The 21,313-nt window shown below is 70.6% G+C and carries 21 protein-coding genes; 11 read left to right on the top strand and 10 right to left on the bottom strand.

Annotated features, from left to right (window positions below):
- Positions 1–67: 67 nt before the first annotated feature.
- On the top strand, positions 68–877 hold the full coding sequence (locus AC1DDU_RS08505; protein ID WP_477432984.1) for a phosphatase PAP2 family protein: 810 nt from the start codon (positions 68–70) through the stop codon (positions 875–877).
- Here AC1DDU_RS08505 and AC1DDU_RS08510 read toward each other — a convergent pair.
- On the bottom strand, positions 829–2,637 hold the full coding sequence (locus tag AC1DDU_RS08510; RefSeq protein WP_477432986.1) for an ABC transporter ATP-binding protein: 1,809 nt from the start codon (positions 2,635–2,637) through the stop codon (positions 829–831). The two genes, AC1DDU_RS08505 and AC1DDU_RS08510, sit on opposite strands and share 49 nt — an antisense overlap.
- Positions 2,638–2,858: 221 nt before the next feature.
- On the opposite strand from AC1DDU_RS08510, the gene AC1DDU_RS08515 reads away from it, so the two are divergent.
- From AC1DDU_RS08515 to AC1DDU_RS08535, 5 genes are all read left to right on the top strand, one after another.
- Entirely contained in the window at positions 2,859–2,990 is a 132-nt protein-coding gene (locus tag AC1DDU_RS08515) for a lasso RiPP family leader peptide-containing protein (RefSeq protein WP_477432988.1), read from the top strand.
- An 80-nt stretch (positions 2,991–3,070) separates the two neighbouring features.
- Positions 3,071–4,234 (top strand): asparagine synthase-related protein, encoded by a 1,164-nt coding sequence (locus tag AC1DDU_RS08520; protein ID WP_477432990.1) that lies wholly within the window; start codon positions 3,071–3,073, stop codon positions 4,232–4,234.
- Positions 4,235–4,286: 52 nt separating this feature from the next.
- Positions 4,287–4,682, top strand: a complete 396-nt coding sequence (locus AC1DDU_RS08525; protein ID WP_477432992.1) for a lasso peptide biosynthesis B2 protein — start codon at positions 4,287–4,289, stop codon at positions 4,680–4,682.
- A complete protein-coding gene (locus AC1DDU_RS08530) occupies positions 4,679–5,611 on the top strand; it encodes a hypothetical protein (RefSeq protein WP_477432994.1) in 933 nt (310 codons plus the stop codon). Before AC1DDU_RS08525 ends, AC1DDU_RS08530 begins: the two co-directional genes overlap by 4 nt.
- Positions 5,608–6,750: a nucleotidyltransferase family protein gene (locus AC1DDU_RS08535; RefSeq protein ID WP_477432996.1), complete on the top strand. Its 1,143-nt coding sequence runs from the start codon at positions 5,608–5,610 to the stop codon at positions 6,748–6,750. The genes AC1DDU_RS08530 and AC1DDU_RS08535 overlap by 4 nt, the downstream gene beginning before the upstream one ends.
- 36 nt (positions 6,751–6,786) lie before the next feature.
- Here the strand turns inward: AC1DDU_RS08535 and AC1DDU_RS08540 are convergent, their stop codons facing one another.
- From AC1DDU_RS08540 to AC1DDU_RS08565, 6 genes are all read right to left on the bottom strand, one after another.
- Positions 6,787–8,082 (bottom strand): DUF1996 domain-containing protein, encoded by a 1,296-nt coding sequence (locus AC1DDU_RS08540; protein ID WP_477432998.1) that lies wholly within the window; start codon positions 8,080–8,082, stop codon positions 6,787–6,789.
- Positions 8,083–8,203: 121 nt separating this feature from the next.
- The gene (locus tag AC1DDU_RS08545; protein ID WP_477433000.1) at positions 8,204–9,142 is read right to left on the bottom strand and encodes a glycosyltransferase family 2 protein; all 939 of its coding nucleotides are present in this window, start codon (positions 9,140–9,142) and stop codon (positions 8,204–8,206) included.
- The gene (locus AC1DDU_RS08550; RefSeq protein ID WP_477433002.1) at positions 9,139–9,777 is read right to left on the bottom strand and encodes a PIG-L deacetylase family protein; all 639 of its coding nucleotides are present in this window, start codon (positions 9,775–9,777) and stop codon (positions 9,139–9,141) included. The genes AC1DDU_RS08545 and AC1DDU_RS08550 overlap by 4 nt, the downstream gene beginning before the upstream one ends.
- Complete coding sequence (locus AC1DDU_RS08555) at positions 9,774–10,961, bottom strand: polysaccharide pyruvyl transferase family protein (protein WP_477433004.1); 1,188 nt, start codon at positions 10,959–10,961, stop codon at positions 9,774–9,776. Before AC1DDU_RS08555 ends, AC1DDU_RS08550 begins: the two co-directional genes overlap by 4 nt.
- Entirely contained in the window at positions 10,958–11,746 is a 789-nt protein-coding gene (locus AC1DDU_RS08560) for a glycosyltransferase family protein (RefSeq protein ID WP_477433006.1), read from the bottom strand. The genes AC1DDU_RS08555 and AC1DDU_RS08560 overlap by 4 nt, the downstream gene beginning before the upstream one ends.
- Position 11,747: 1 nt before the next feature.
- Positions 11,748–13,097 (bottom strand): glutamate-1-semialdehyde 2,1-aminomutase, encoded by a 1,350-nt coding sequence (locus AC1DDU_RS08565; protein WP_477433008.1) that lies wholly within the window; start codon positions 13,095–13,097, stop codon positions 11,748–11,750.
- A 64-nt stretch (positions 13,098–13,161) separates the two neighbouring features.
- Here AC1DDU_RS08565 and rfbG point away from each other — a divergent pair, with 64 nt between their 5' ends.
- The 3 genes from rfbG to AC1DDU_RS08580 are packed head-to-tail and all read left to right on the top strand — an operon-like array spanning position 13,162 to position 16,886.
- The gene (gene rfbG, locus AC1DDU_RS08570; protein WP_477433010.1) at positions 13,162–14,217 is read left to right on the top strand and encodes a CDP-glucose 4,6-dehydratase; all 1,056 of its coding nucleotides are present in this window, start codon (positions 13,162–13,164) and stop codon (positions 14,215–14,217) included.
- The gene (locus AC1DDU_RS08575; RefSeq protein ID WP_477433012.1) at positions 14,214–15,365 is read left to right on the top strand and encodes a class I SAM-dependent methyltransferase; all 1,152 of its coding nucleotides are present in this window, start codon (positions 14,214–14,216) and stop codon (positions 15,363–15,365) included. Before rfbG ends, AC1DDU_RS08575 begins: the two co-directional genes overlap by 4 nt.
- 9 nt (positions 15,366–15,374) lie before the next feature.
- Positions 15,375–16,886, top strand: a complete 1,512-nt coding sequence (locus AC1DDU_RS08580) for an apiosidase-like domain-containing protein (RefSeq protein ID WP_477433014.1) — start codon at positions 15,375–15,377, stop codon at positions 16,884–16,886.
- Positions 16,887–16,903: 17 nt separating this feature from the next.
- Here the strand turns inward: AC1DDU_RS08580 and rfbC are convergent, their stop codons facing one another.
- Genes rfbC through AC1DDU_RS08595 form a run of 3 tightly spaced genes read right to left on the bottom strand, consistent with a single transcriptional unit; the run spans position 16,904 to position 18,914 of the window.
- Entirely contained in the window at positions 16,904–17,455 is a 552-nt protein-coding gene (gene rfbC / locus AC1DDU_RS08585) for a dTDP-4-dehydrorhamnose 3,5-epimerase (RefSeq protein ID WP_477433016.1), read from the bottom strand.
- Positions 17,452–17,703, bottom strand: a complete 252-nt coding sequence (locus AC1DDU_RS08590; protein WP_477433018.1) for a PqqD family protein — start codon at positions 17,701–17,703, stop codon at positions 17,452–17,454. The genes rfbC and AC1DDU_RS08590 overlap by 4 nt, the downstream gene beginning before the upstream one ends.
- The gene (locus tag AC1DDU_RS08595; RefSeq protein WP_477433472.1) at positions 17,700–18,914 is read right to left on the bottom strand and encodes a glycosyltransferase family 4 protein; all 1,215 of its coding nucleotides are present in this window, start codon (positions 18,912–18,914) and stop codon (positions 17,700–17,702) included. The genes AC1DDU_RS08590 and AC1DDU_RS08595 overlap by 4 nt, the downstream gene beginning before the upstream one ends.
- A gap of 95 nt (positions 18,915–19,009) precedes the next feature.
- Between AC1DDU_RS08595 and AC1DDU_RS08600 the strand changes: the two genes are divergently transcribed.
- On the top strand, positions 19,010–20,155 hold the full coding sequence (locus tag AC1DDU_RS08600) for a glycosyltransferase family 4 protein (protein WP_477433020.1): 1,146 nt from the start codon (positions 19,010–19,012) through the stop codon (positions 20,153–20,155).
- 49 nt (positions 20,156–20,204) lie between these two features.
- Positions 20,205–21,257 carry a glycosyltransferase family 4 protein gene (locus AC1DDU_RS08605; RefSeq protein WP_477433022.1) on the top strand — a complete coding sequence of 351 codons (1,053 nt, stop codon included), beginning with the start codon at positions 20,205–20,207 and terminating at the stop codon, positions 21,255–21,257.
- The last annotated feature ends 56 nt before the right edge of the window (positions 21,258–21,313 follow it).

Raw genomic sequence — 21,313 nt, forward strand, 5'->3', positions numbered from 1 at the left:
TCGAGGGCCGGCTGCCCGCGCCGACGGCGGGTCGGCCCGCCCCGACGATCACGTACAGGAGCGCATGATGACGGGGATCAGGCGGCGCGCTTTGCGCAGCGTCGTGCTTCTCGGCGTCGTCGCCGTCCTGTACGTGCTCTTCGTGGTCCTGCCGCTCGGTCAGCGCGTGGACGAGCTCGGAGCCGGACTGCCCGAGTGGCTGGAGGCCGTGAGCGGACTCGCCCTGTCGCTGCGCACACCGCTACTCGTGCTCAGCCTCGTGGGCGCGGCGATCGTGATCGTGGACGCACTGGTGCATCGGCGGTTCGTGCCGGCGCTGACGGGCGCCGCCGTGGTCGGAGCGGCGGGAGTCGTCAACACCCTCCTCCGCGACGTCGCTTTGTTCCGCCCCGATCTGGGTTCGGAGGCCGGATTCGACGGCAACTCGTTCCCCAGCGGACATGTCGCCGTGAGCGTGGCGGCGGCTTCCGCGGTGGTCGCCCTATGGCGCTGGCCGCGACCTCGCAGGCCGATGGCATTCGTCGGCGCGATTCCGGCCCTGGTGGCGTTGAGCTCCGTGCTCGCGCACGCGCACCGCGTGAGCGACGTCATCGCGGGTGCCGTCCTCGGTGCCGCGTTCTCCCAGTGGATCGCGGGGACGGCCGTTCCGCCGGTGCCGCGCTCGTCCCGCAGGCTGTGGACGTGGATCGCGATCGCGACCTCTGCGTCGATCGTGGGCGCACTGGCCGTGGTGGGCACCGCCCTGGACGGGCTCGCGCCCCCGCTGTTCACCGCGGGCGTGGTGGGCGTGGTGACATCGGCGACCGCGTTCGCGATGATGCTGTCGCCTCAGCCGTCACCGGGGGCGGCGGCGTCGGGCTCGCCTTCGGGAAGGTAGGCCGCCGCCTGCAGGCGGAACAGGTCCGCGTACAGGCCGTCCTGCGCCATCAGCTCGTCGTGCGATCCGCTCTCGACGACGCGTCCCTCCTCCATCACGTAGATGCGATCTGCATTGCGAACCGTCGAGAACCGGTGCGAGATCACGAGGGCGGATCGCCCCTCCAGGGTGCGGCGCAGGGACGAGAAGAGGTCGAACTCGGCACGAGGGTCCAGTGCCGCCGAGGGCTCGTCGAGCACCACCAGCTGCGCGTTCTTGTAGAACGCCCGGGCGATGGCCACGCGCTGCCACTGCCCACCCGAGAGGTCGTGGCCGCCCTCGAACCACCTGGTCAGCGGTGTGTCGTACCCGTCGGGCAGCGACGACAGCGCGCCGTGCGCCCCTGCGGCGCGTGCGGCCGCCACGACGCTCGCCTCGTCGGGCTCGTCGTCGGGGCGTCCCAGCGCGATGTTGGATCGGGCATCGAGTCCGTAGCGAACGAAGTCCTGGAAGATCACCGCCGTACTCGCGCGCACGGCTCCCGCCGGCAGCTCCGCCACCGGTGTGCCGTCCCACGCGACGAGGCCGTCGTCGGGGGCGTACAAACCGGCGATCAGCTTGGACAGCGTGGTCTTCCCCGACCCGTTCTCACCCACGATCGCCACGACTTCGCCGCGCCCGATGCGGATCGACACGCCGTCCAGAGCAGGCTCCTGTCGCCCCGGATACGAGAAGCGCACGTCCTCGGCACGGATCTCGGAGAAGTCGATCGCCTCTGCGCGGGTCTCGGCGTCGGCGTTGCTCGGCCTGAGTGCCAGGAACTGTTGCAGATCGTCGATGAACAGGCCTGACTCGAAGATGGTCTGGACGCCTCCCGAGAGTGCCTGCACCTGCGACGCGAGCAGGCGCACTGCGACCAGCGCCGCACCCGCCTGAGCCACGCTCAGACCGCCGGAGGCGATCAGCCACACCAGGACGAGGAGGGTCGCGCCCAGAACGAGCGCAGCCGTGAGCTGGCCGATCAGGCTGAGCCCTGCTCGCCGGCGGAGGTGCTTCGCGAGGTCGTGCAGGTAGGTCGTGTACAGGGCGTTGAATCGCGCCCGCAGATTCCTCGTCAGGCCGAACGCGCGGACCTCCTTCGCCTCGTCGCGACCGGTGAGCAGGATCGTCAAGTAGGTGCGAAGTCGGACCTTCGGTGTCTGGTCGACGTTGAAGCGGAACTCGAGCCTGCTCTCTCGGCGGCTCGTGAACAGGAGCGGGATGCCGCTGATGAGGATCAGCGGAAGCAGGATCGGGTTGAAGCTGGCCAGCGTGATCGCGAGGCCGACACCGGCCGCGACCGCACCGATGGTCGCGATGACCCCGTTGGTGACCTGGAACGGTCGAGTGAGAGCGCTGCCGCGCACGCGCTCCAGCTGGTCGAAGAACGACGGGTCTTCGAACTGCCGGAGTCCGACGCTCGTCGACACGTCCAGCACACGCTGCCACATCGCTCGCGCGACGGACTCGCCGACGTACCTCGACAGCGACCCCTGCACCGAGCCGGTGACCGCTGTCGCGGCGGTCAGCACGGCGAGCGCGATGACCGGGAGGACGACCGGGCCGGCACCGTTCTCGGCCAGGTGGAGGATTCCGTCCAGCACGGCCTGCACCGCGAAGACCTGGCCGGCCAGCAGCGCGGCGTTGAGCAGTTGAAGGGAGGTCAGCGTCACGAACGGCGCGCGCGCGGCCTCCCACACGAGAGCGACGCTGAAACGGACCAGCCGGCCCAGTCGTCCCATGCTTCGGCGCGCAGGCGCGGGCACCGCGGACATCCCCATACGAGTGAGCGTATCCGCAGCCGGGTGGCCGCTTCCCGCCGATGCAGGCGTGAACCTTTGCGGTGGCCAAGGGGTTGCCAAAGATTTCAGCGCGGAGAATGAGAAATTGCTAATGTGCCAAGAGTCCGTACTGGGGAACCTTTCGGACACCAATCGATTGAACACTGATGGGGAGTGTGACCATGGCATACGAAGCACCGAAGATCACTGAGGCCGGCAAGTTCGCAGACCTCACTCTCGGCGACAAGCAGACCGGCCCGAAGTTCGACAACCTGTGGGACTGGTCCGACCCGGCAACGCCCGGCTCGCGCTGATCGAACCACGACGGCGGGTGGCGGTGAACCGCCACCCGCCGTTTTCGCGTACAGCATCCGTCTGACGCCGCAGGTCGTACATGTCGCACACTTTCATCAGACTCACCACGCAGGAACGGGTCGTCGGGCTGCCCCTGGCGAACGAGCCCGTCCTCGACGGGTGGGACGACGCGGCGACCGACGCCCATGAGTCCGCGAGGGCCTCGCTCGAGGCGATCCTGACGCCCGCGGTGCAACGCGATCGCTGCTACGTGCTGTTCTCCGGCGGTCGCGACTCCTCGGCCCTGCTCGCCCTGGCCACCTCGATCGCACGCGCCGGCGGAGCCCCCGACCCGGTGCCCGTCACCGGGAGGCACCCGGACGCTCCGGAGTCCGACGAGACGCAGTGGCAGGAGCTCGTGCTGCGCCACCTGGGACTGGTCGACCACGTCGTGCTCGACTTCCGTGGGGAGCAGGGCCTCCTCAGCGACGGCTCGATCGCCAGCCTCCGCCGCCGGGGTCTTCTCTGGCCGACCGGGCTCCACGTGCAGCCGCGCTACGTCGAGGGGCTGGCACCTGGCAGCGCGATCATCACCGGGGAAGGCGGAGATCTCACCGTGAGCGGACGTCGGATCACCGCGGTCCGCGCCGCCGTTCGCGATCGGCGACCACGCCGCGCGCTTCGGCTGCTGAAGCGATCGGTCGTCCCCGCCCGTCCGGCGGACCTCGGGCGTGAGTACGCACTGACGCTGCCGTGGCTCACCGTCGCAGGGCAGGACGCCCTCGCCGGGATGATGACCCCGCGCCGCGAGCCGCTCGGGTGGTCGGCCGACCTGCACCACGCGGTGACGCGCCGCCCGATGCGGATGGGTGGCGCGAATCTGGTGGCGGTCTTCGCCGACGAGGGCTTCGACGCGGTGAACCCCTTCGACCATCCTCGCTTCGTGCGTGCTCTCGCGCGCGAAGGAGGCTTCTTCGGTCTCGGCGACCGCACCGCTCTCATGCGCAGACTGTTCGGCGATCTTCTCCCGGATGCGGTCCTGTCGCGGGGCACGAAGGCCGCCTTCAACGCGGCGCGGTTCACCGAGCGGGAGCGGGCGTTCGCGCGCTCGTGGAGCGGCGCCGGTGTCGACCAGACCTGCGTCGACATCGACCGACTGCGCGACGCCTGGTTGAGCGACGCTGCGCCACCGGCCAGCGCGATCCATCTTCACGCGGCGTGGCTCGCGGAGAACGGGTTACGGTGGGAGCCCGATGGCACTTGAGCATCGCATGCGCACCGTCCTTCGCATGCCTCCCCGGCGCTGGCGCGACCTGGTGGTCGCCGCCGTCGTGGCCGCCCGTGTCGAGCGCGCCCTGCGCTCGGGCGGCCTCGAGCGTGCGGCGCGCATCGGCGGCGTGCGGGTCGGGATGACAGGCAGCGCCGCCGACGTCGGCACCGTGAGCCAGGTGGATTTCACGGACCGTGAGCGAGAACAGCTCGACACGGCATGGCGGCTGCTGCGCCAGCCGCCGTTCAACGGGACCTGCCTGAGGCGCGCGCTCGTCGGCGGCTATTTCGTTCGTCACCGCGATCCGCTCCTGCGCATCGGAGTCACGAAGGCGAACGGCGAGGTGGCCGCGCACGCGTGGCTGGAGATCGACGGGGTGAGCCTCGACCCGGACGGTGCGGGCAAGTACGCGGTGCTGGAGCAGCCGGAGGAGGAAAGATGACTCGTGCGCGACTCTACGGGCTGAAGGTCGAGACCGACTACGACCTTCACGAGATCGGCGACCCGTTCGACGGGGCCCCCGACGTCGACGTGCGTTCCCTGCCCCGGTTCGCCGAGTGGGCGCCGCTGGACGGCGAGATCCTGCTGGACTTCTCGACGGAGAACGATCATTGGTACGTGCTCGTCCGGGATGCCTCGGGCCGGCTGACGCTGCGGATCCCCACCCTCTGCGACTTCGTCATCTCGGACGATCTCGTCCACGTGACTGTCGCGATGCACATCGATGCTCAAGACGGGATGGATGCCGTGCTCACGACCGGCACGCTGTTGTCGGCGCTGCTCTTCCTCCGCGGCGATCCGGTGCTGCACGGCAGCGCCGTCGAGGTGGACGGCGCGGCGATCGGCTTCATCGGACACTCGGGTCAGGGCAAGACCACCATGGCCACCGCGTTCTGCGCCGAGGGTGCGGCATCCGTCACCGACGACGTGCTCGTCATCGACGTGGAACCGGGCCGGCAGCCGCTGGTCCGGCGTGGTTCTCGGGAGTTCAGGCTCCGTGAGGGCACGCTCGACCTGGTCGGCGGCGGTGACGCCGACGCCGCGACACGCACGACGGTGGACGCACGCACCGTGCTGACCCCGCGTTACACCGTGCACGAACGACTTCCGCTGCGCGCCATCGTCATTCCCCGTCCTCGGCGCGACGGCTCTCCGCTGTCGTTCGAGCGGCTGTCCACGAAGGATGCTGTCCTCGCCCTTCTGGCGTTCCCGCGGCTGATGGGATGGCGGGACCCGGAGGTGCTCGGCGCCTACTTCTCCCTGGCCACCTCGACGGCCGGTGCCGTGCCGGTCGTGGTCGCCAATGTGCCGTGGGGCGAGCCGTTCGCCGGTGGATTCACCGATGCGCTGATGGATGCGCTGACGACGTGACAGCACAGCTGCGCCCCCTTGCCCGCTTGCTGGTCGAGAGCGTCGATGCCGTCGCGGGTCCGCTGGACGCCGCTCTCGAGACGGTGTCGATCGAGGACGTCCTCCGTGCAGGAGAACTCCATCGGGTGGCGCCGGGCATCCGACGGCGTGTCGCTGCGGCCGGCGGCGGGCCGGACGGATGGATGCCGGCGCTCGATCGGGCGAGGTCGGCGCAGCTGTTCCGGCATATGCAGGCCGCGTCGGATCTGAAGGCGATCGGCGCCGCGCTCAGTCCGTCGACTCGATGGGCAGTGTCCAAGGGAGCGGTCCTCTCGGATCTCGTCTGGCCGCACCCCGACATGCGCGCCTATACCGACATCGACGTGTACGTCCACCCCGAGGACTTCGAGACGGCGCTGGTCGCCCTCGAGGCGGCGGGCTTCGCGCTCATCGACCGCAACTGGCCGGAGATGCGACGTCAGATGCGGTCGGAGATCGCGCTGCGCGGTCCGAGCGGCATGACGCTCGACCTGCACTGGCACCTGGTCGGAGATTCCGCGGGTCGCGAGCGCGTCCGTGCCGAACTGCCCGCGATGCTCGGGCGCGCGGCTCCGGCGACGCTCGGTTCGGGCGTCGTCGTTCCGGTCTTCGATGCGACGGATGCCGTGCTCCACGTCGCTCTGCACGCCGCCCACGCGGGATCCAACAAGCTGATGTGGATCGGCGACCTCCGGCACGGCATCCGTCGCCTGGAGGTGGACTGGGACGAGCTCGATCTGCGTGCACGTGCGCTGCGTGCGTCGGCCCCGGTCGCGCTCACACTCGCGCGTGTGGAACGGGTCTTCGGTACGACGCTCCCGCTGCCGAGGAGCCTGAGGAGGTATGCCTCCCGCACGGGGTGGGCGCGGTTGGCGGCGCGAGCGGATCGCGACCACCCGTTCCCCGGACTGCCGGGCGACGCGTCGCTGGGCGGACGCCTGTACTCGAGCGCGCGGACCACCTTCGCCGTGTCGACGGTCGCCGCCGCCCGGGACGCGCTCGAAGTGCGCCGGATCGAACGTCACGTGCGCACGTCGGGGCCGCAGCGGAATCCGCTCGACGACGACGTGCCCGATCAGGACGCGCGACGGGCGTACTTCGGAGCCGTGCGAGCGTCCTAGGACGATCCACCGAGCCTGCGGCGACGGGGCCTTCGGTCAGCGTCTCCGGCGCGGCAGCAGCCGGCGTGCGAAGCCCCACGCCACGATGGTCGCGAAGATCGCGCTGGCGAATGCCGCGAACCAGGCCACGGTCGCGGGCGTATCGGCGGGCCGGGGTGCCGAGGCGTCCGAGCCAGGGGTCGCGGTCGCGCCGGGTGTCTGGCCTGCGTGATCGTGTCCGTGAGTGGGCGTCGCGGTGGGCTGTGAGCCGGCGGGAGCCGACGCCGACGAGGTGGCTGACGGGGTGGCGCCGGACGTGGTCGACGGGCTGGGTGCCGCTGTGCCGTGGTCCTCGTGGCCTGATCCGCCACCGGGTGTCGGCGGGGCCGGCGTCGCCGGTGGCGCGGGCGCGGTGCCCGCCAGCTGCGCATCGATCTGCGCCTGGGTGACCGCCCCCTGCGGGACGCGGGAGTACGGCAGCGGGTTGCAGTCGAACGCGACGTTGATGCACTGGTTGACCAGGTTCGCGGCCGCACGCGTGTCCCACGCCGCGATGACATCGCCGTGGAAGGTGTAAGCACCGCCGCTGGCCCAGCGGAAGCTGCCGGCCGGGCCGTTGACCCCGTGGTACCACGCCTCGAACGTGATCTGCGGAAGCTTCACCGGATGGCCGGCGGGGCACGTGGCCTGGCTGCCGCCGGAGAATGCCATATGCGACTTGTGGTCGGCGGAGTCGAGGTTCTTCCCGTCCCAGCAGTCGGGGAAGACGAGCTTCGCGATGAACAGCTCGTCGGGGTTGCACGTCAGGAACTCGTGGCCTCCGCCGCGCTGCTGCCCGGCGTCGTCGGTCTTCGCGCAGACATAGCTGACGTTCGACTGCGGGGTGGTCGCCCGCATGTCGCCCGCGATCATCTTGAGTCCCCGCGGGATCGCCTGCGCGACGGGCGCGCCGGTCGGCCCGCCCGCGCGCTGGTAGTACACGGCCAGCTGGTGGGCTCCGGATTCGTCATGCACCGGCTGGTCGTCCTTGTACAGCGTCGGGATCCAGTAGGCCGACAAGTCCACCGTGTCGAAGCCGGCCCCGCACTGCGACGACGACTGGCGCAGCAGCGAGTCCACCGTCGTGTTCTGGTCGACGCCCTTCGCGCCGAAGAACGAGTGCATATGGGACTTGCCGGCTTGGCCGGGGAACACGATCGGATCGTTCTGGGCCATGCCACGCGGGTAGCACGTCACCTTGAACGAGGGGTTCGCAGCCGCGGCGGCCGGTTCGACCACCACCACCACTCCGATCGTGCTCGCCAGGACGGCGGCTGCGAAGAGCGAGAGGACTCGGGTGATCGATCGGCGCATCGCGCCTCCTCGGTTCGGGTACCGAGCGCGATCTGTGCAGCGTGCACAGCTCGCACGGCCAGGGGGGAGTTTTTGGGAGTGTAGCCGACCCGTCCTCCTCCTGGCCAGGGTTCTGGCGGAATCAGGTCGAGGGGGGAGTGGCGCGTGCGGCGGCCTGTTGCGCCGCCTGCTGTGCGCGCAGCCGGCCCGATCCGGGGTTGAATCCCACCGCGTTCGCGACGTCCCGTGCCACTGCGCGCCACCGACGGAACGCCCACGAAGGTCCGAGCGTCGCCCAGCATCGCATCTTCTCTCGCCACGGCAGCTCGCTGTGCGCGACGCCGCGGTAGAGCTCGATGTCGGTGCGCAGCTCGGGGAACGTGCGGTTCGGCTTCTGCGTGGGCGCGAACCAGCTCGTCGCCCCCACGCCCTGGACCGACACCTGCTCGTCGTGGCGTCGCTGCAGGAAGAGCTGCTCGGGGGCCAGCGCCATGGTGCCCTGGCAGAGGAGCTCCACCAGCAGCACCATGTCGTCTCCGAGCACCGAGAGCACGCCCCGCGTCTTGCGCAGCGCGTCCATCCGGATCACGCCGTACATCGGATGCGACGCCTGGGCGCGCAGCATGTTGCGGATCCGTTCGTGCGCGGTGGCGGCATCCATCCCCATCGCCTCGTCGTTGAGGTCCTCGTACACGACCCCCTGGCCGTCGATGATGCGGGTCCGCGGACAGGAGAAGACGGCCCCCGGCCCTGCGGCATCCAGCGCCTCGATGCTCGCGCGGGCGAAGCCCGGGAGCTTGATGTCGTCGGCGGCCATCCAGCTGAACAGCTCGGTCTGCGTCAGGGTGAGCACGTTGCCGTAATTCCAGATGCCGCCGCGGTTGTCGTCGTAGCGGTGGTAGTCGATCCTCGGATCCTCGGCGGACACGGCCCGGCAGTACTCCTGCGTGCCGTCCGTCGAGCCGTTGTCCGAGATCACGATCCGGATGTCTTCGAGATCCTGCGCGCGCAGCGAGTCCAGCGCGGCGGGCAGATAGCGCTCGCCGTTGTAGACCGGGATCCCGAATGTGAGTCGTGTCATGACACCCCCAGGACGATCTTGCTCGTCGTGAACGCCTCTGCATACCGGCTCTGGCATTCTGCGCCACGCAGCCGCATCAGCGCGAGGAAGAATTCGTCGTCCCACCAATCCCGGCCGTGCTGGCTCGGGAACGACGTGTTGAGCAGGGCGACCTTGCGGTGGGCGACCTCGTCCGACAGGCGGACGTAGGCATTGGGGCGGCCGAGGTCGCCGTCCCACTTGGGGATCTCGTAGTGGAGGATCACCGGACCGCGCCACACCGTGCGGACGAGACTGCCGATGAGCGCGTGATCCTGGTGCGCGTCGTCCGGACGCGGGGCGAAGATGATGTCCGGCTGGCCGATCTGGTCGCGGAACTCGTGCAGCCCGTCCTTCACCTCGTCCCACTGAGAGGGGAGGCGGGCGTCGGTCAGACGCCGGAAGCGAGGCTCCTGCGCCAGCCCGAACGCCGTCGCGGCGGCCGATGCCTCGCGCTCGCGCTCGGGGGTGCCGGTGAGCACGAGCGAGCGGATGTCGGTCCCCGCGCGCGCGCCCAAGGACAGCAGCGTCCCGCCGCAGCCGATCTCGATGTCGTCCGGGTGGGCGCCGATCGCGGCCACAGCCAGCGGCCCCTCCGGCAACGCGAAGCCGCTCATGCGCCTCCCTTTCCCCGCCGCGTGATCGCACGGGCGATGTCCGGCCATTGGTCGTCGAGCCGCGTGCGCGCGGCCTCGACGCCTCGGACCATCTTCTCGCGCAGCGGCTCCGTGTGGAGGATGGCCTCCTCGACACGGTGCACGACGGTGTCCGGATCGAAGACCTCGGTCCCGAAGTGCGAGCCGTCGATGTCGAACTGCTCCAGGACCGACTGGTGCTTGCGGTCGTATCCGATCGACACGACCGGTGTCTGCGCGAGGAGGGCGAACACGAGCGTGTGGAACCGCGTCGCGACGACGGCCGCAGCCGCCGACAGCGTCAGGCAGAGGTCGTCCGGCGTGCGCGCCTCCACGACGCGCACGCCGGCCGCCGTATCGGGTGCGATCGTGTGGGCGAAGGCGAGGTCGACGTCGTCGCCGCCGACGAGCACGACCTCGTGCCCGCGCGAGGTGAGACCGTCCACCAGCTCGAGGCAGCGCCTTCGGTAGGAGGCGTGCTCGTCGGTCGCATCGAACGAGCTGTCGGCTCCCCAGAAGTCCATGAGACCCACGACCACCAGCCCCGGCTCGCGGAGCGGACTCAGAGGCGGGCGCAGCGCGAACGCCAGGTCGGCCGCCACGCTGTCGTCGAGCGTTCCTCTCGCTCCGCTGCGGTCCATGCTCTCGCGGGACGCCTCGTCGCGGTACGAGCGATAGGAGGCGGCGCGGGCGATGCCGCGGACGAAGAACCGTCCGGCGGCACCGGGGAGGACCCCGACGCCGATGTCCAGCAGGAGGAACGGCCTCCGGAGGATCCGGCAGGCGATCCCGAGGCACCAGATCTCGTACGGCGTGCCGAAGGACCCCGAGCCGTACTGCTCGAGCGGGCCGGTGCCGCCGATCGCGACGGCGTCGACCGCAGCGACCCGCCGCAGCGCGCTCGCGAGGAATCCCAGCCGATTGAACGCCGCGCTCAGCGCGCGGATGGGCCGGGAGCGCGCCCGGCCCGAGACGGGCCGACCGATACGGAAGGCCGGAACCCCGTGGAGGCGTGCCGCTTCGTCCGGGTCTTCGGTGAACAGCACGGGCGAGACGTCGCGGGCGTCCAGGCGCTGCAGGATCGCGGAGAGCGTGGCCTCGTTGCCGAAGTTCCCGCGACCGTACACGCCCCACACCGCCAGCCGGACGGGCCCGCGGCGGGTCATTGCGCGGGTGCCGGGTTCCGCCAGATCTCCCAGGGCGCGTCGCCGCTGGCGTGAAGCTCCTCGAGGTAGACGCGCTCCTTGAGGGTGTCCATACAGGCCCAGAAGCCCGCGTACTTGTTGGCCGTGAACCGCCCCTCCGCGGCGGCGCGGATGCAGCCGTCCATCACGAGGTCGTCTCCGGGACCGATGTAGTCGAAGATCCCCTGGCGGAGCACGAAGAATCCGCCGTTGATCCACATGTCCATGTCGGCGACGGCCTGGATGCCGGTCATCTCGCCGGAACCGTTCAGGCCGACGACATGGAAGGAGTCCTGCGGAGGCACCGCGAGGAGGCTGCCCACGTGGTCGTCGGGCAGGCTCGCGATGAGCTCGTTCATGGGCGCGTCGGACAGCCCGTCGCCGTAGTTGGCGAGGAACATCTCGTCGCCGTCGAGATACGGCCGGACGCGCCGCAGGCGCTCGCCGATGGCCGTGGTCAACCCCGTGTCGACGAAGGTGATCGTCCAGTCCGAGATGTCCGTCTCGAGCAGTTCGACGCTGTCTCCGCCGGCCGAGAGCACGAAGTCGTTGGACGCGGTCTCGCGGTAGTTCAGGAAGTAGTCCTTGACGGCGCTCGCCCCGTAGCCCAGGCAGAGGATGAACTCCTTGTGCCCGTGGTGCGCATACCAGCGCATGATGTGCCACAGGATCGGGCGGTCGCCGATGGGGGTCATCGGCTTCGGGGCCGACTGATTGTCGGCCCGGATGCGCATGCCCATCCCGCCGCAGAAGAGAACCACCTTCATGTCAGACCTCCAGTCGTCGCGGCGACGCGAATTCTCGGATCGCAGGAGCGACCGGTCGTCCTTCCAGATACCCGTCCGTCGTTCCGGCGGCGATCGCATCGGCGTAGACGAGGGATGCCGCGGCGACCGCCTCGGCGGTGACGGCGATGTCCTCGTCGGTGTGGGCGGCGGAGATCACCAGCGACTGCCCGAGCACACCGCGGCGCAGCAGCTCCTGGATGAACAGCGTGCGGAACGGCTGCGACGGCTTGCCCTCGTGGTCCTTCGTGCCGAACACGAGTGCGCTGGCGCGTCCGAAGATCCCGATGTGGTCGGCGACGCCGGCAGCCGCGACGGCGTCGGTCAGCGCCGCTCGCAGCTTCTCGCCCTGCGCGTGCATGATCCCGACGATGTCGCGCTCGGCGTAGGCGTCGGCCACTGCGAGGTACGCAGCGAGCCCGGTCGTCTCGGCGCCATGCGTGTTGGAGAGCAGGAACACGCGGGATTCGTCGGTGTTCAGGCCGCCGAGCTCCATGAGCGAACGCTTGCCGGCGAGGGCGGAGACGCTGAACCCGTTGCCGAGCGCCTTGCCCCACGTGGAGAGATCGGGGGTGACGCCGTACACGGACTGCGCACCGGCTGCCGACCACCGCATCCCGGTGATCATCTCGTCGAAGACGAGCACGAAGCCGTCGTCGTCGGCGAGTTCGCGCACGCCCTCCAGGAAGCCCGGTGCCGGCTCGACCGTGCCGGTCGCGGCCTCCATCACGACCGCGGCGATGCGTCCGGGGTGGGCGGCGAGGAGGTCTCGCAGGGAGTCGAGGTCGTTGAACGCGAACGAGACGGTGAGGTCCCGCACGGCCGAAGGGATGCCGGTGGGCATGGCCGTCGTCGCCATGAACCAGTCGTCGACCGAGAAGAAGGGCTGGGTGCGGCAGACGGCGACGAGGTCGCGCCCGGTGGCGGCGCGCGCGAGCTTGACCGCGGCCGTCGTCACGTCGGAGCCGTTCTTGGCGAACTTGACCATGTCGGCGGTGGGCACCATCTGGAGGAAGCGCTCAGCGGCCTCGAGCTCCCACACGCTCGGGCGTGAGAAGTTGACGCCCGCCGCAGCGGCTTCGCACACGCGGTCGACCACCGGAGCGTAGGCATGGCCGAGGGTCACGGCCTTCAGCCCCATGCCGTACTCGACGAACCAGTTGCCGTCGACGTCCCACACGCGCGCGCCCTGTCCGCGGGTGATGATCGGCGTCATCGCCTCGGGATACTGGTCGGATCCGCGCGCATTGGTGTGCGCCCCGCCCGGCACCAGCTCGTGGAGGCGCGCCTGCGCCTGCTGCGACAGTGTGAACACGCGCTTCTCTTCAGTCACTCGACGCTCCCCATGGCGTTCGATCGGTCGTCGACGGCGGCCGTCGATGTCCTACTGTTTGAGTATGGACTCAGCGTACTGGGGTGAGCGCTCGGTTTTCATCACCGGACACACGGGATTCAAGGGCGCCTGGCTGATCGCGCTGCTGTCCCGGATGGGCGCCCGCATCCACGGATTCGCGCTGGAGACGCCCACGTCATTCCTCTTCCATCGGGCGGGGCTGGCGGACCTGCTGGCCGGCGATGTGCGCGGCGACATCCGCGACGAGAAGGCTGTGGCGGCCGCGATGGCGGCATCCGGAGCGGATGTCGTGCTCCACCTCGCGGCGCAGTCCGTCGTCCGCGAGTCCTATGCCGAGCCGCGCGAGAGCTTCTCGGTCAACGTCGACGGCACGCTGTCGGTCCTCGCCGCCGCCAGATCCACGGCATCCGTCCGCCGCGTCGTCGTCGTGACCACCGACAAGGTGTATCGCAACAACGAATGGCCGTGGGGCTACCGCGAGATCGACCACCTCGGCGGAGACGACCCGTACAGCGCGAGCAAGGCGGCCTGCGAACTGGCGGCGCACTCGTTCGCGGTGTCGTTCCCGCGGGACGACCTGGCGATCGCCATGGCGCGTGCCGGGAATGTGATCGGCGGTGGCGACGCGACGCCCGATGCGCTGATCCCCGAGCTGATCGCCGGATTCGCGGAGGGGCGTCCCGCGCGACTTCGTCGACCGCGGGCGACGCGCCCCTGGCAGCACGTGCTCGAGCCGCTCAGCGGCTACCTCACGCTCGCCGAGAAGCTGGACGCGTCCCGGCACGACACCGCCTGGAACTTCGGCCCGACCGCCGAGGACGGGCTGACCGTGGGTGGGCTCGCGGACTCCGCCGCCGCCGTATGGGGCCCCGGGGCCTCGTGGATCGACGAGGACGACGGAGGCCCGCACGAGGCCGGCCTGCTGATGGTGGACTCGTCCAAGGCGCGAGCGGAGCTGCCGTGGGCCCCGACGCTCCGCGTTCCCCAGGCGATCGCGCTCACCGTCGAATGGGAGCAGCGCGTACGGGCGGGGGAGACCCCTCTCGCAGTGACCGCAAGCCAGGTCGAGTTCTATCTCGCACAAGGAGGACTGCTGTGAATGATCGCACTCCCATCGAGTCGTGGCGGGACCGGTGGTCGGGGACGACCGACGGGGTCGTCGTGCTCGATCTCGGCGAGCAGCCGGCGTCGGATCTGTTCCCGCTGCCGACCGATCCGACCCCCGACCCGCGCTATCGCATGCGGATGGTGTTCAGTCCGGTGAGCGGCCTGCTGCAGCTGGAGGACGACCCGACGACCCCCGAAGAGGTCATGGGCGTCGAGCCGGCCGCCCTGGTGCGCCAGGCCGAGCTGTGTGTCGCCGACGCTGACGCGGCCGGCTTCATCGTGCCCGGGAGCCGGGTGTTCCACTACCCGAGCCCTCACGGCGGTTCCTGGCACAAGCAGTTGGAGCCTTTCGGGCTCGTCGAGGTCACGGACGGCGAGGCGGAGTTGATCGTCGACGTGCACGGCATCATGCACGACGCCGACCAGAAGGCCGGGCTGGTGGAGCGTCTGGGGCACCTGTCGGATGACGGCGTCGCGCTCTTCATGATCCACAACGCCGCGGCCGTGGTGCGCGAGGGCATGTGGAACGCTCTGAAGAACGGCCACTTCGCCTACTACACCGCCCCCTCGTTCGTCCGCATGGCGGATGAGATCGGCCTGGTCGCGATCGGCGCGTGGTCGTACCCGCTGTACAACAACGGCACGACAATGCTCGCGTTCGCCAAGCGCGGCGGGAAATGGGGCTCCGAGCAGGCGCCGTCGGTGACCGAGCTCGTGGAGACCGAGACCGCCGAGGGCGTGCTCGACCCCGACCGCATCATCGCGTCGCTGCACACGGCGCTCGTCGAATCCGTCGGCGCGATCCGCGCCTATCTCGACGAGGCTCGGGCGGCGGGGCTGACGGTCGGCGGATACGGCGCCGCATCGCGCACCGCCGCGCTGCTCACCTCGGCCGGCGTCACCTCCGACGACGTGGTGCTCATCGCGGATGCGTCGACGGCCAAGCACGGACGGACCATGCCGGGCACGCGCGTACCGATCGGCTCTCCGGCCGACCTCGTCGCCGCGCGGCCCGACCGTGTGCTGCTGTTCATCTCGGATCTTCTGCCCGAAGTGCGCAGGGCGATGCCGGAGATCGAGGCGAGCGGCGGCCGTTGGGTCGTCGTGGATCCGGTGCCGCGCGAGATCGACCCCGAGTAGCAGGACGACATGCCCGAGGCGCCCGAGCCTTCCGAGCCCGCCCCCGGCGGGTCAGGACGGCGGCGCATCGGCAGAGGTGCCGTGGTCGCCCTGGTGGCCGTGGTCGTCGTCGGGGCGCTCCTGGTCGCCGCTGCGCTCGCCGCCACGCTGGCGCCGCGCGGGGCAGCCCCTCCGCCCGAGGCGTCGGAGCCGGGGAGCGTCCCGAGGCCTGCGCCCTCGGGGTCGGGTTCGCAGCGCTTCATCCAGGCGGTCGACGAGTCGGGGCGCTTCTTCGTCGACCAGACCGGGCAGCCGATCCTGGTGAAGGGCGATTCGCCGTGGTCGGCGTTCGTGGACCTGTCCACGGACGAGTGGCGAGCATGGTGCGAAGACCGTGAGGCCCGCGGTTTCAACGCCGCCATCGTGTCCGCGCTCGGGAACTCCGTCAACGGCGGACCGTCGGATTCCGGAGCCACCTTCGATGGCCTCCTTCCGTTCTCCGATCGGCAGTTCACGCCGAACGAGGCGTACTGGGAACGGGTGGACGACTTCGTGGGGATCGCGGCGCAGCACGGGATCACCGTCTTCCTCTACCCGGTCGACGGCTGGGTGGTGAGCGAGTCGATGCACGGGGTGGTCGCACGGATGAGCGGCGATGAGGCGCAGCGATACGGGGAATGGATCGCGCGGCGGTACGCGGCCGCGCCGAACGTGATGTGGATGGGCGGCGGCGACTTCGAGCCGAGGGTCGGTACTGACGGCGAGGTGATCCACCAGGGCGTGTTCAACGGCATCCGTCGCTTCGATTCCCGGCCGTACTCCCTGCAGACGATCTATCAGCGCTCGTCGTCGCGCATGTGGCCGGTGTGGCGGGACCGTGTCGACTGGGACTTCCTCTACACGCGCCTGCCTCCGTACGAGCTGGTCTGGGAGTCGTGGGAGCTCTCGCCCCCGCGTCCCGCCCTGTTCGGCGAGGGGGTCTACGCCGGGATGTACGACAACCCGCCGGCGGCGACGCGGATGCAGCTGGGCTGGGCGCTCACCTCCGGCTCGCCCGGCGACTTCTACGGCACCCCGGACTGGTCCTTCGAGGAGGGCTGGCAGGACCGGCTCGGCCAGGAGACCACCCAGCAGGTGTCGGCGATGCGACGCGCCGTCGAGGAGACCGCGTGGTTCACGCTGGAGCCCGACAAGGGGTTCATCACGTCCGGTGCGGGCACGCCGTACCGGTTCCCGTTCATCAACGATCCCGCCTCGCCGAGTCAGTTCGACGATCCGGACGGCCCCAATGCGTCATCATCGCCGCCCACCCTCGCGGAGCACGACTACGCCACCGCGGCGGTCGCCGCTGACGGGACTCTCGCGATCGCGTACCTGCCGACGGCGCGCGAGATCACGATCGATCTCGCGGCACTGGGGGCGAACCCGGCCGGAACGTGGGTCGACGCACGCAGCGGTGCGTCGACGCCCGCGCGGCTGGACGCGCTGGAGCCGCCCTCAGCGGGGGACTGGCTGCTGATCCTGCACGCGGACGCGAAGTAGCACCGCGCCCCGAGGACTCAGGCGACGCCGATGCTCCGGGTGAAGTCGGCCCACGACATGCCGTTGCGATCGCGGTCGCTCACGATCGTGATCGGGGCGGGCCAGACGACTGCGAGGTCGGGGTCGTCGAACGCGACGGTGACGTCCTCGTCGGGTCCGTAGAAGTCGTCGATGCGGTAGACGAAGTCGGTCACCGATGTCAGGGCCTGGTACCCGTGCAGGAACCCGCGCGGGATGTAGACCTGCCGGTGCACCTGGTCGTCGAGGAGGAAGGTGCGCACCTCGCCGAATGTCGGCGAACCCGGGCGGGCGTCGATCGCGATGTCGAGGACAGCCCCGTGCGCGCAACGGACGAGCTTCGCCTCGCCGTTGCCCGTACGCCCGTGCAGCCCGCGCACCACCCCTTGGTAGGAGCGCGACTGATTCTCCTGCTTGAACCCGGCGGGGTCGATGCCGGCGTCGGACAGGATCGACACGTCCATCGTGCGGGTGAAGTAGCCGCGCTCGTCGCGATGGGGGGTGGGCTCGAGGACGATGAGACCCTCGATGTCGGTCGGGATGATTCTCATGCCAGAAGCCCCTTCTCTCGCAGCTGGTCGACGAAGGTCGCGGCGTCCCTGTCCGCGGTGTCGCGGTCGATGCCGAATTCGGCGATGAGGGCGTCGCTGAGCTCCTGCTGCTCGCGATCCTGGACCAGCAGTTTGGCGAGGACCGCCCCCGCGACGTTGGTCGTCAGATATGCGGAGGTCTGCATGTCCAGGATCACCAGCTCGCCGTCGATCTCCTGCCATGTCACGCCGTCGGTGCGCAGCTTCATCGTTCCCCCTCGTCGTCCGGACCGGCCGGACCCGCAGTCAGGTTAGCGGATGCCGCACCCGGCGCGGCAGCCGCATTCCAGACCGCGCGGACCACGTTCGCGGTGGCTTCGATGCGGAAGCGCTCGGCGGCGAGCCGCGCACGTCGCGCCCGGGCCTCGGCGTCCGCGGGATCGGTCAGCGTGCGGTCGATCGCCTCGGCGAGAGCATCGACATCCCCGGGTGGAACGAGGAGCCCGAGGTCGCCTGACGCGCCGTCCCCGGCGAGGATCTCCGGCACGCCGCCCGCGGCCGTGGCGACCACGGGGACCCCCAGCGCCATCGCCTCGGCGACGACCTGGCCGAACGGCTCGGGAACGGGAGACGCGTGCACGATCAGCGACAGCTCCGCCATGCGGGCGATCGGATCGTCCACCCACCCGGTGAACTCGACGCGGTCTCCGATGCCGCCGTCGCGCGCCAGACCCTCGAGCGCGGCGGCGTACGCGTCCTCGCCGAAGAGCGCGTCGCCGATGATCCGGAAGCGCGCGGACGGATGCCGCGCCGCGACCAGTGCCGCAGCCTCGAGGAATTCGCGCTGGCCCTTGGTGGGGCTGATCCTGCCGACGATGCCGACCACCGGCGCGGCGGGGCGGTGCGCCACGGTCTCGAACGCCGCATCGGCGAGGCCGGGATAGGCGACCGACGACTTGGCGCGCGCCCGTGCCGGCAGCGTGTCGAACGTCGCCTGCGAGTTGACCACGATGCGCCGCGGGCCCCACACCGCGAGCAGTCGCATCGCCGTGAGCGCACCGCGCGGCAGGTAGTCCGCGGAGAGGCGGTCGTGCAGGTGCCACACCCACCTCCGCCCCGCGAGGGGCGCAGCGACCGCGGCGAAGACCGCGGACTTCAGCGAGTTGGCCACGACGAGGTCCGACCGAGAGCCACGGATGCCGCGCACGAGCCGCGGCACGAACGTCGCTGCCGCGATGCCCGAGCGCAGCGCCGCACGTGCGCCGAGGGCGTCCCTGGAGGTGGTGGCGACCTCTTCGTCGAGTGGGACCACGACCGTCGGAACGCCCGCGCCGCGCAGCCGCCCGCGCAGCGGGCCGTCCGAGAAGAGGATCGTGACGACTTCGGGATCGCCGTCGTCGCGCAGCCGCTGCGCGAGGCGCAGGAGTGCAAGCTCCGCGCCGCCCTCCTTGGCGGTATGGTCGAGCACGACGACCCGCATGAGCGCCACCGTCCCCTCCGCTCCGGATCACCGAACTCCAGGATAGGGGCGCCGGTGCCACCGACCGGGTGCAGGATCGCCCCGGGAGGAGAGGCATGAGGATCGCGCTGGCGACGAGCTCGTTCTCGCCCTACATCGGCGGTGTCGAGGAGCACGTCCGGCACGTCGCAGGGGTGCTGCGCGCGCGCGGCCACGACGTGGTGGTGTGGACGATCTCGCGAGACGGCGTGACCGCCGCGCGCGAGGTCGACGGCATCCAGGTCCGTGACCTGCCCGCGCCCCTGCCCGCGCGCTCGATCGGCGACGTCGCGCGCTTCCTGCTCCGGCTGCCTCGAGCCGCGCTCGCCTGGTGGCGGGCCGTGCGGTCGTTCCGGCCCGACGTGATCCACGTCCACTGCTTCGGACCGAACGGCACATACGCACGATACGTGTCACGGGCGACCCGCACGCCGATGATCGTCACGACGCACGGCGAGACGATGGCCGACGACGACGGGCTGTTCACCCACTCGCGCCTGGCGCGCGACAGCCTCCGGGCATCGTTGGAGATGGCGGCCGCGGTGACGGGTTGCTCGCAGCTCGTGCTCGACGACCTCGTCGACCGCTTCGGGCTCTCACCGGGAAGCGGCATCGTCGTGTTCAACGGCATCGACGTCGATGAGGCCGCCCACGAGCCGGTGACAGGCCTTCCCGGTCGGTTCATCGCCGGGATCGGACGGTTGCAGCGGGTGAAGGGCTTCGACCTCCTGGTGGACGCGTACGCCGCGGCGGGCGTGGCCCCCGAGGTCGGACTGGTGATCGGCGGCGCAGGTCCTGAGGCCGAGGCCCTCCGCCGCCGTGCCGACGAGCTCGGGGTGGGCCGGCACGTCGTGCTGCCCGGCCGGCTGTCGCGGGGACAGGTCGCGACCGTCCTCGACGAGGCGGCGGTGGTCGTCGTCCCGAGCCGGTTCGAGGCGTTCGGCCTCACCGCGCTCGAAGCGTGGCGGGCGTGCTCCCCGTTGGTGGCGACGACACGAGGAGGCATGCGCGAGTTCGTCCGCGACGGGATCGACGGTGTCATCGTGGATCCGGAGAGCACATCGTCGCTGGCGGATGCGATCGGCGCACTCGTCGCCGACCCCGCCCGGGCCCGTCGCCTGGCGGAGGCGGGACACGCCCGGATCCCCGACTTCGCCTGGGACAAGGTGGTGCAGCAGTACGAGTCCTTGTATCGCACCGCGACGCGTAGGGTGGGCGCGTGAGCACCGAGGTCCCCGTGACGCCCACCGCTCCCGGCGACGGGGCACCGTGATGAACCGGCTCGCACTGGCCACCGCCGTCACGGCGGTCCCGATGGGGGCGCAGGTGTACGAGCGCGAGATCGCCGCGCGTGCGCGCCAGGCGCTGGCCGCGGGCGGCGCGCAGTGGACGGTGCAGCGTGTCGCCGCACGCTCGCTGCGATCCGACCTCGAGGGAACGCTGCGGCTGCCCGTCGGCATGCTCGAACGCGGTGGGGTCGGGATGCGGCGCTCGATCGGCCGCGTCGTCTACCCCCGCGGCGTGCTCGTGCATCGTATGAGCCTGATGCTCCCCCCGGCGCCGCGTGAGGTCGTGACCCTGCACGATGTGGTGGCATGGCGCTTCCCCGACGAAGGGACGCCCATCAGGGCCGCTGCGGAAGAGCTGCGGCGAGCCGCCGCCGTGATCTGCGTCTCCCAGGCGACGGCCGCCGACGCCGTCGACATGTTCGGGCTCGAGAACACCAGGGTCGTCCACCTCGGTGTGGACGAGAGGTTCCGCGATCCTGCTCCGCTGGATCGGGCGAGGCGCGAAGGACTCGGGCTGCCCGGGCGATACATCCTGCACGCCGGCGGAGCCAGTGAGCGCAAGAACCTGCCTGCCCTCGCCGATGCGTGGCGGCGCATCGCGGCCCGCCACCCCGACATCACCCTGGCGCTGTCGGGCCCAGCGCATCCCCGGCGCAATGAGCTCTTCCGAGACCTCGAGCGCGTCGTCCTGCTCGGCCGTGTGGACGGAGCCGTCGTGCCGGGGCTCCTCGCGGGGGCCGAAGCCGTGGTCGTCCCGTCCCTGCACGAGGGCTTCGGGCTGCCCGTCCTCGAGGCGATGGCCGCGGGGACTCCGGTGGTGGCGGCCGACACGAGCTCGCTGCCCGAGGTGGCCGGCGACGCCGCGATCCTGGTCCCACCGACCGGCGAGGGGATCGCCGAGGGATTGACCGCGCTCCTGGACGGCGAGGTCGACCGCGACGGACTCGTCGCACGCGGGCGTGGCAGAGCCGCGGAGTTCACGTGGGAGCGCTGCGCCGCCGAGCATGCGGTGATCTGGAACGATGCCGCAGCGTGACGCCGCAGCCCACCCCATACGATAGGCACATGTCTGGGGGCAGGCGGGGCGAAGCC

It is taken from the genome of Microbacterium sp. 05T445, from assembly GCF_056395865.1.

Excerpts from the sequence above, each read along its gene's own strand:
- rfbG (WP_477433010.1), top strand. The coding sequence starts at position 13,162 with ATGGACTCAGCGTACTGGGGTGAGCGCTCGGTTTTCATCACCGGACAC.
- AC1DDU_RS08595 (WP_477433472.1), bottom strand. The coding sequence starts at position 18,914 with ATGCGGGTCGTCGTGCTCGACCATACCGCCAAGGAGGGCGGCGCGGAG.
- AC1DDU_RS08510 (WP_477432986.1), bottom strand. The coding sequence starts at position 2,637 with ATGGGACGACTGGGCCGGCTGGTCCGTTTCAGCGTCGCTCTCGTGTGG.
- rfbC (WP_477433016.1), bottom strand. The coding sequence starts at position 17,455 with ATGAGAATCATCCCGACCGACATCGAGGGTCTCATCGTCCTCGAGCCC.
- AC1DDU_RS08560 (WP_477433006.1), bottom strand. The coding sequence starts at position 11,746 with ATGAAGGTGGTTCTCTTCTGCGGCGGGATGGGCATGCGCATCCGGGCC.
- AC1DDU_RS08555 (WP_477433004.1), bottom strand. The coding sequence starts at position 10,961 with ATGACCCGCCGCGGGCCCGTCCGGCTGGCGGTGTGGGGCGTGTACGGT.
- AC1DDU_RS08600 (WP_477433020.1), top strand. The coding sequence starts at position 19,010 with ATGAGGATCGCGCTGGCGACGAGCTCGTTCTCGCCCTACATCGGCGGT.
- AC1DDU_RS08530 (WP_477432994.1), top strand. The coding sequence starts at position 4,679 with ATGACTCGTGCGCGACTCTACGGGCTGAAGGTCGAGACCGACTACGAC.
- AC1DDU_RS08540 (WP_477432998.1), bottom strand. The coding sequence starts at position 8,082 with ATGCGCCGATCGATCACCCGAGTCCTCTCGCTCTTCGCAGCCGCCGTC.
- AC1DDU_RS08605 (WP_477433022.1), top strand. The coding sequence starts at position 20,205 with ATGAACCGGCTCGCACTGGCCACCGCCGTCACGGCGGTCCCGATGGGG.
- AC1DDU_RS08520 (WP_477432990.1), top strand. The coding sequence starts at position 3,071 with ATGTCGCACACTTTCATCAGACTCACCACGCAGGAACGGGTCGTCGGG.
- AC1DDU_RS08515 (WP_477432988.1), top strand. The coding sequence starts at position 2,859 with ATGGCATACGAAGCACCGAAGATCACTGAGGCCGGCAAGTTCGCAGAC.
- AC1DDU_RS08505 (WP_477432984.1), top strand. The coding sequence starts at position 68 with ATGACGGGGATCAGGCGGCGCGCTTTGCGCAGCGTCGTGCTTCTCGGC.
- AC1DDU_RS08580 (WP_477433014.1), top strand. The coding sequence starts at position 15,375 with ATGCCCGAGGCGCCCGAGCCTTCCGAGCCCGCCCCCGGCGGGTCAGGA.
- AC1DDU_RS08550 (WP_477433002.1), bottom strand. The coding sequence starts at position 9,777 with ATGAGCGGCTTCGCGTTGCCGGAGGGGCCGCTGGCTGTGGCCGCGATC.
- AC1DDU_RS08545 (WP_477433000.1), bottom strand. The coding sequence starts at position 9,142 with ATGACACGACTCACATTCGGGATCCCGGTCTACAACGGCGAGCGCTAT.
- AC1DDU_RS08590 (WP_477433018.1), bottom strand. The coding sequence starts at position 17,703 with ATGAAGCTGCGCACCGACGGCGTGACATGGCAGGAGATCGACGGCGAG.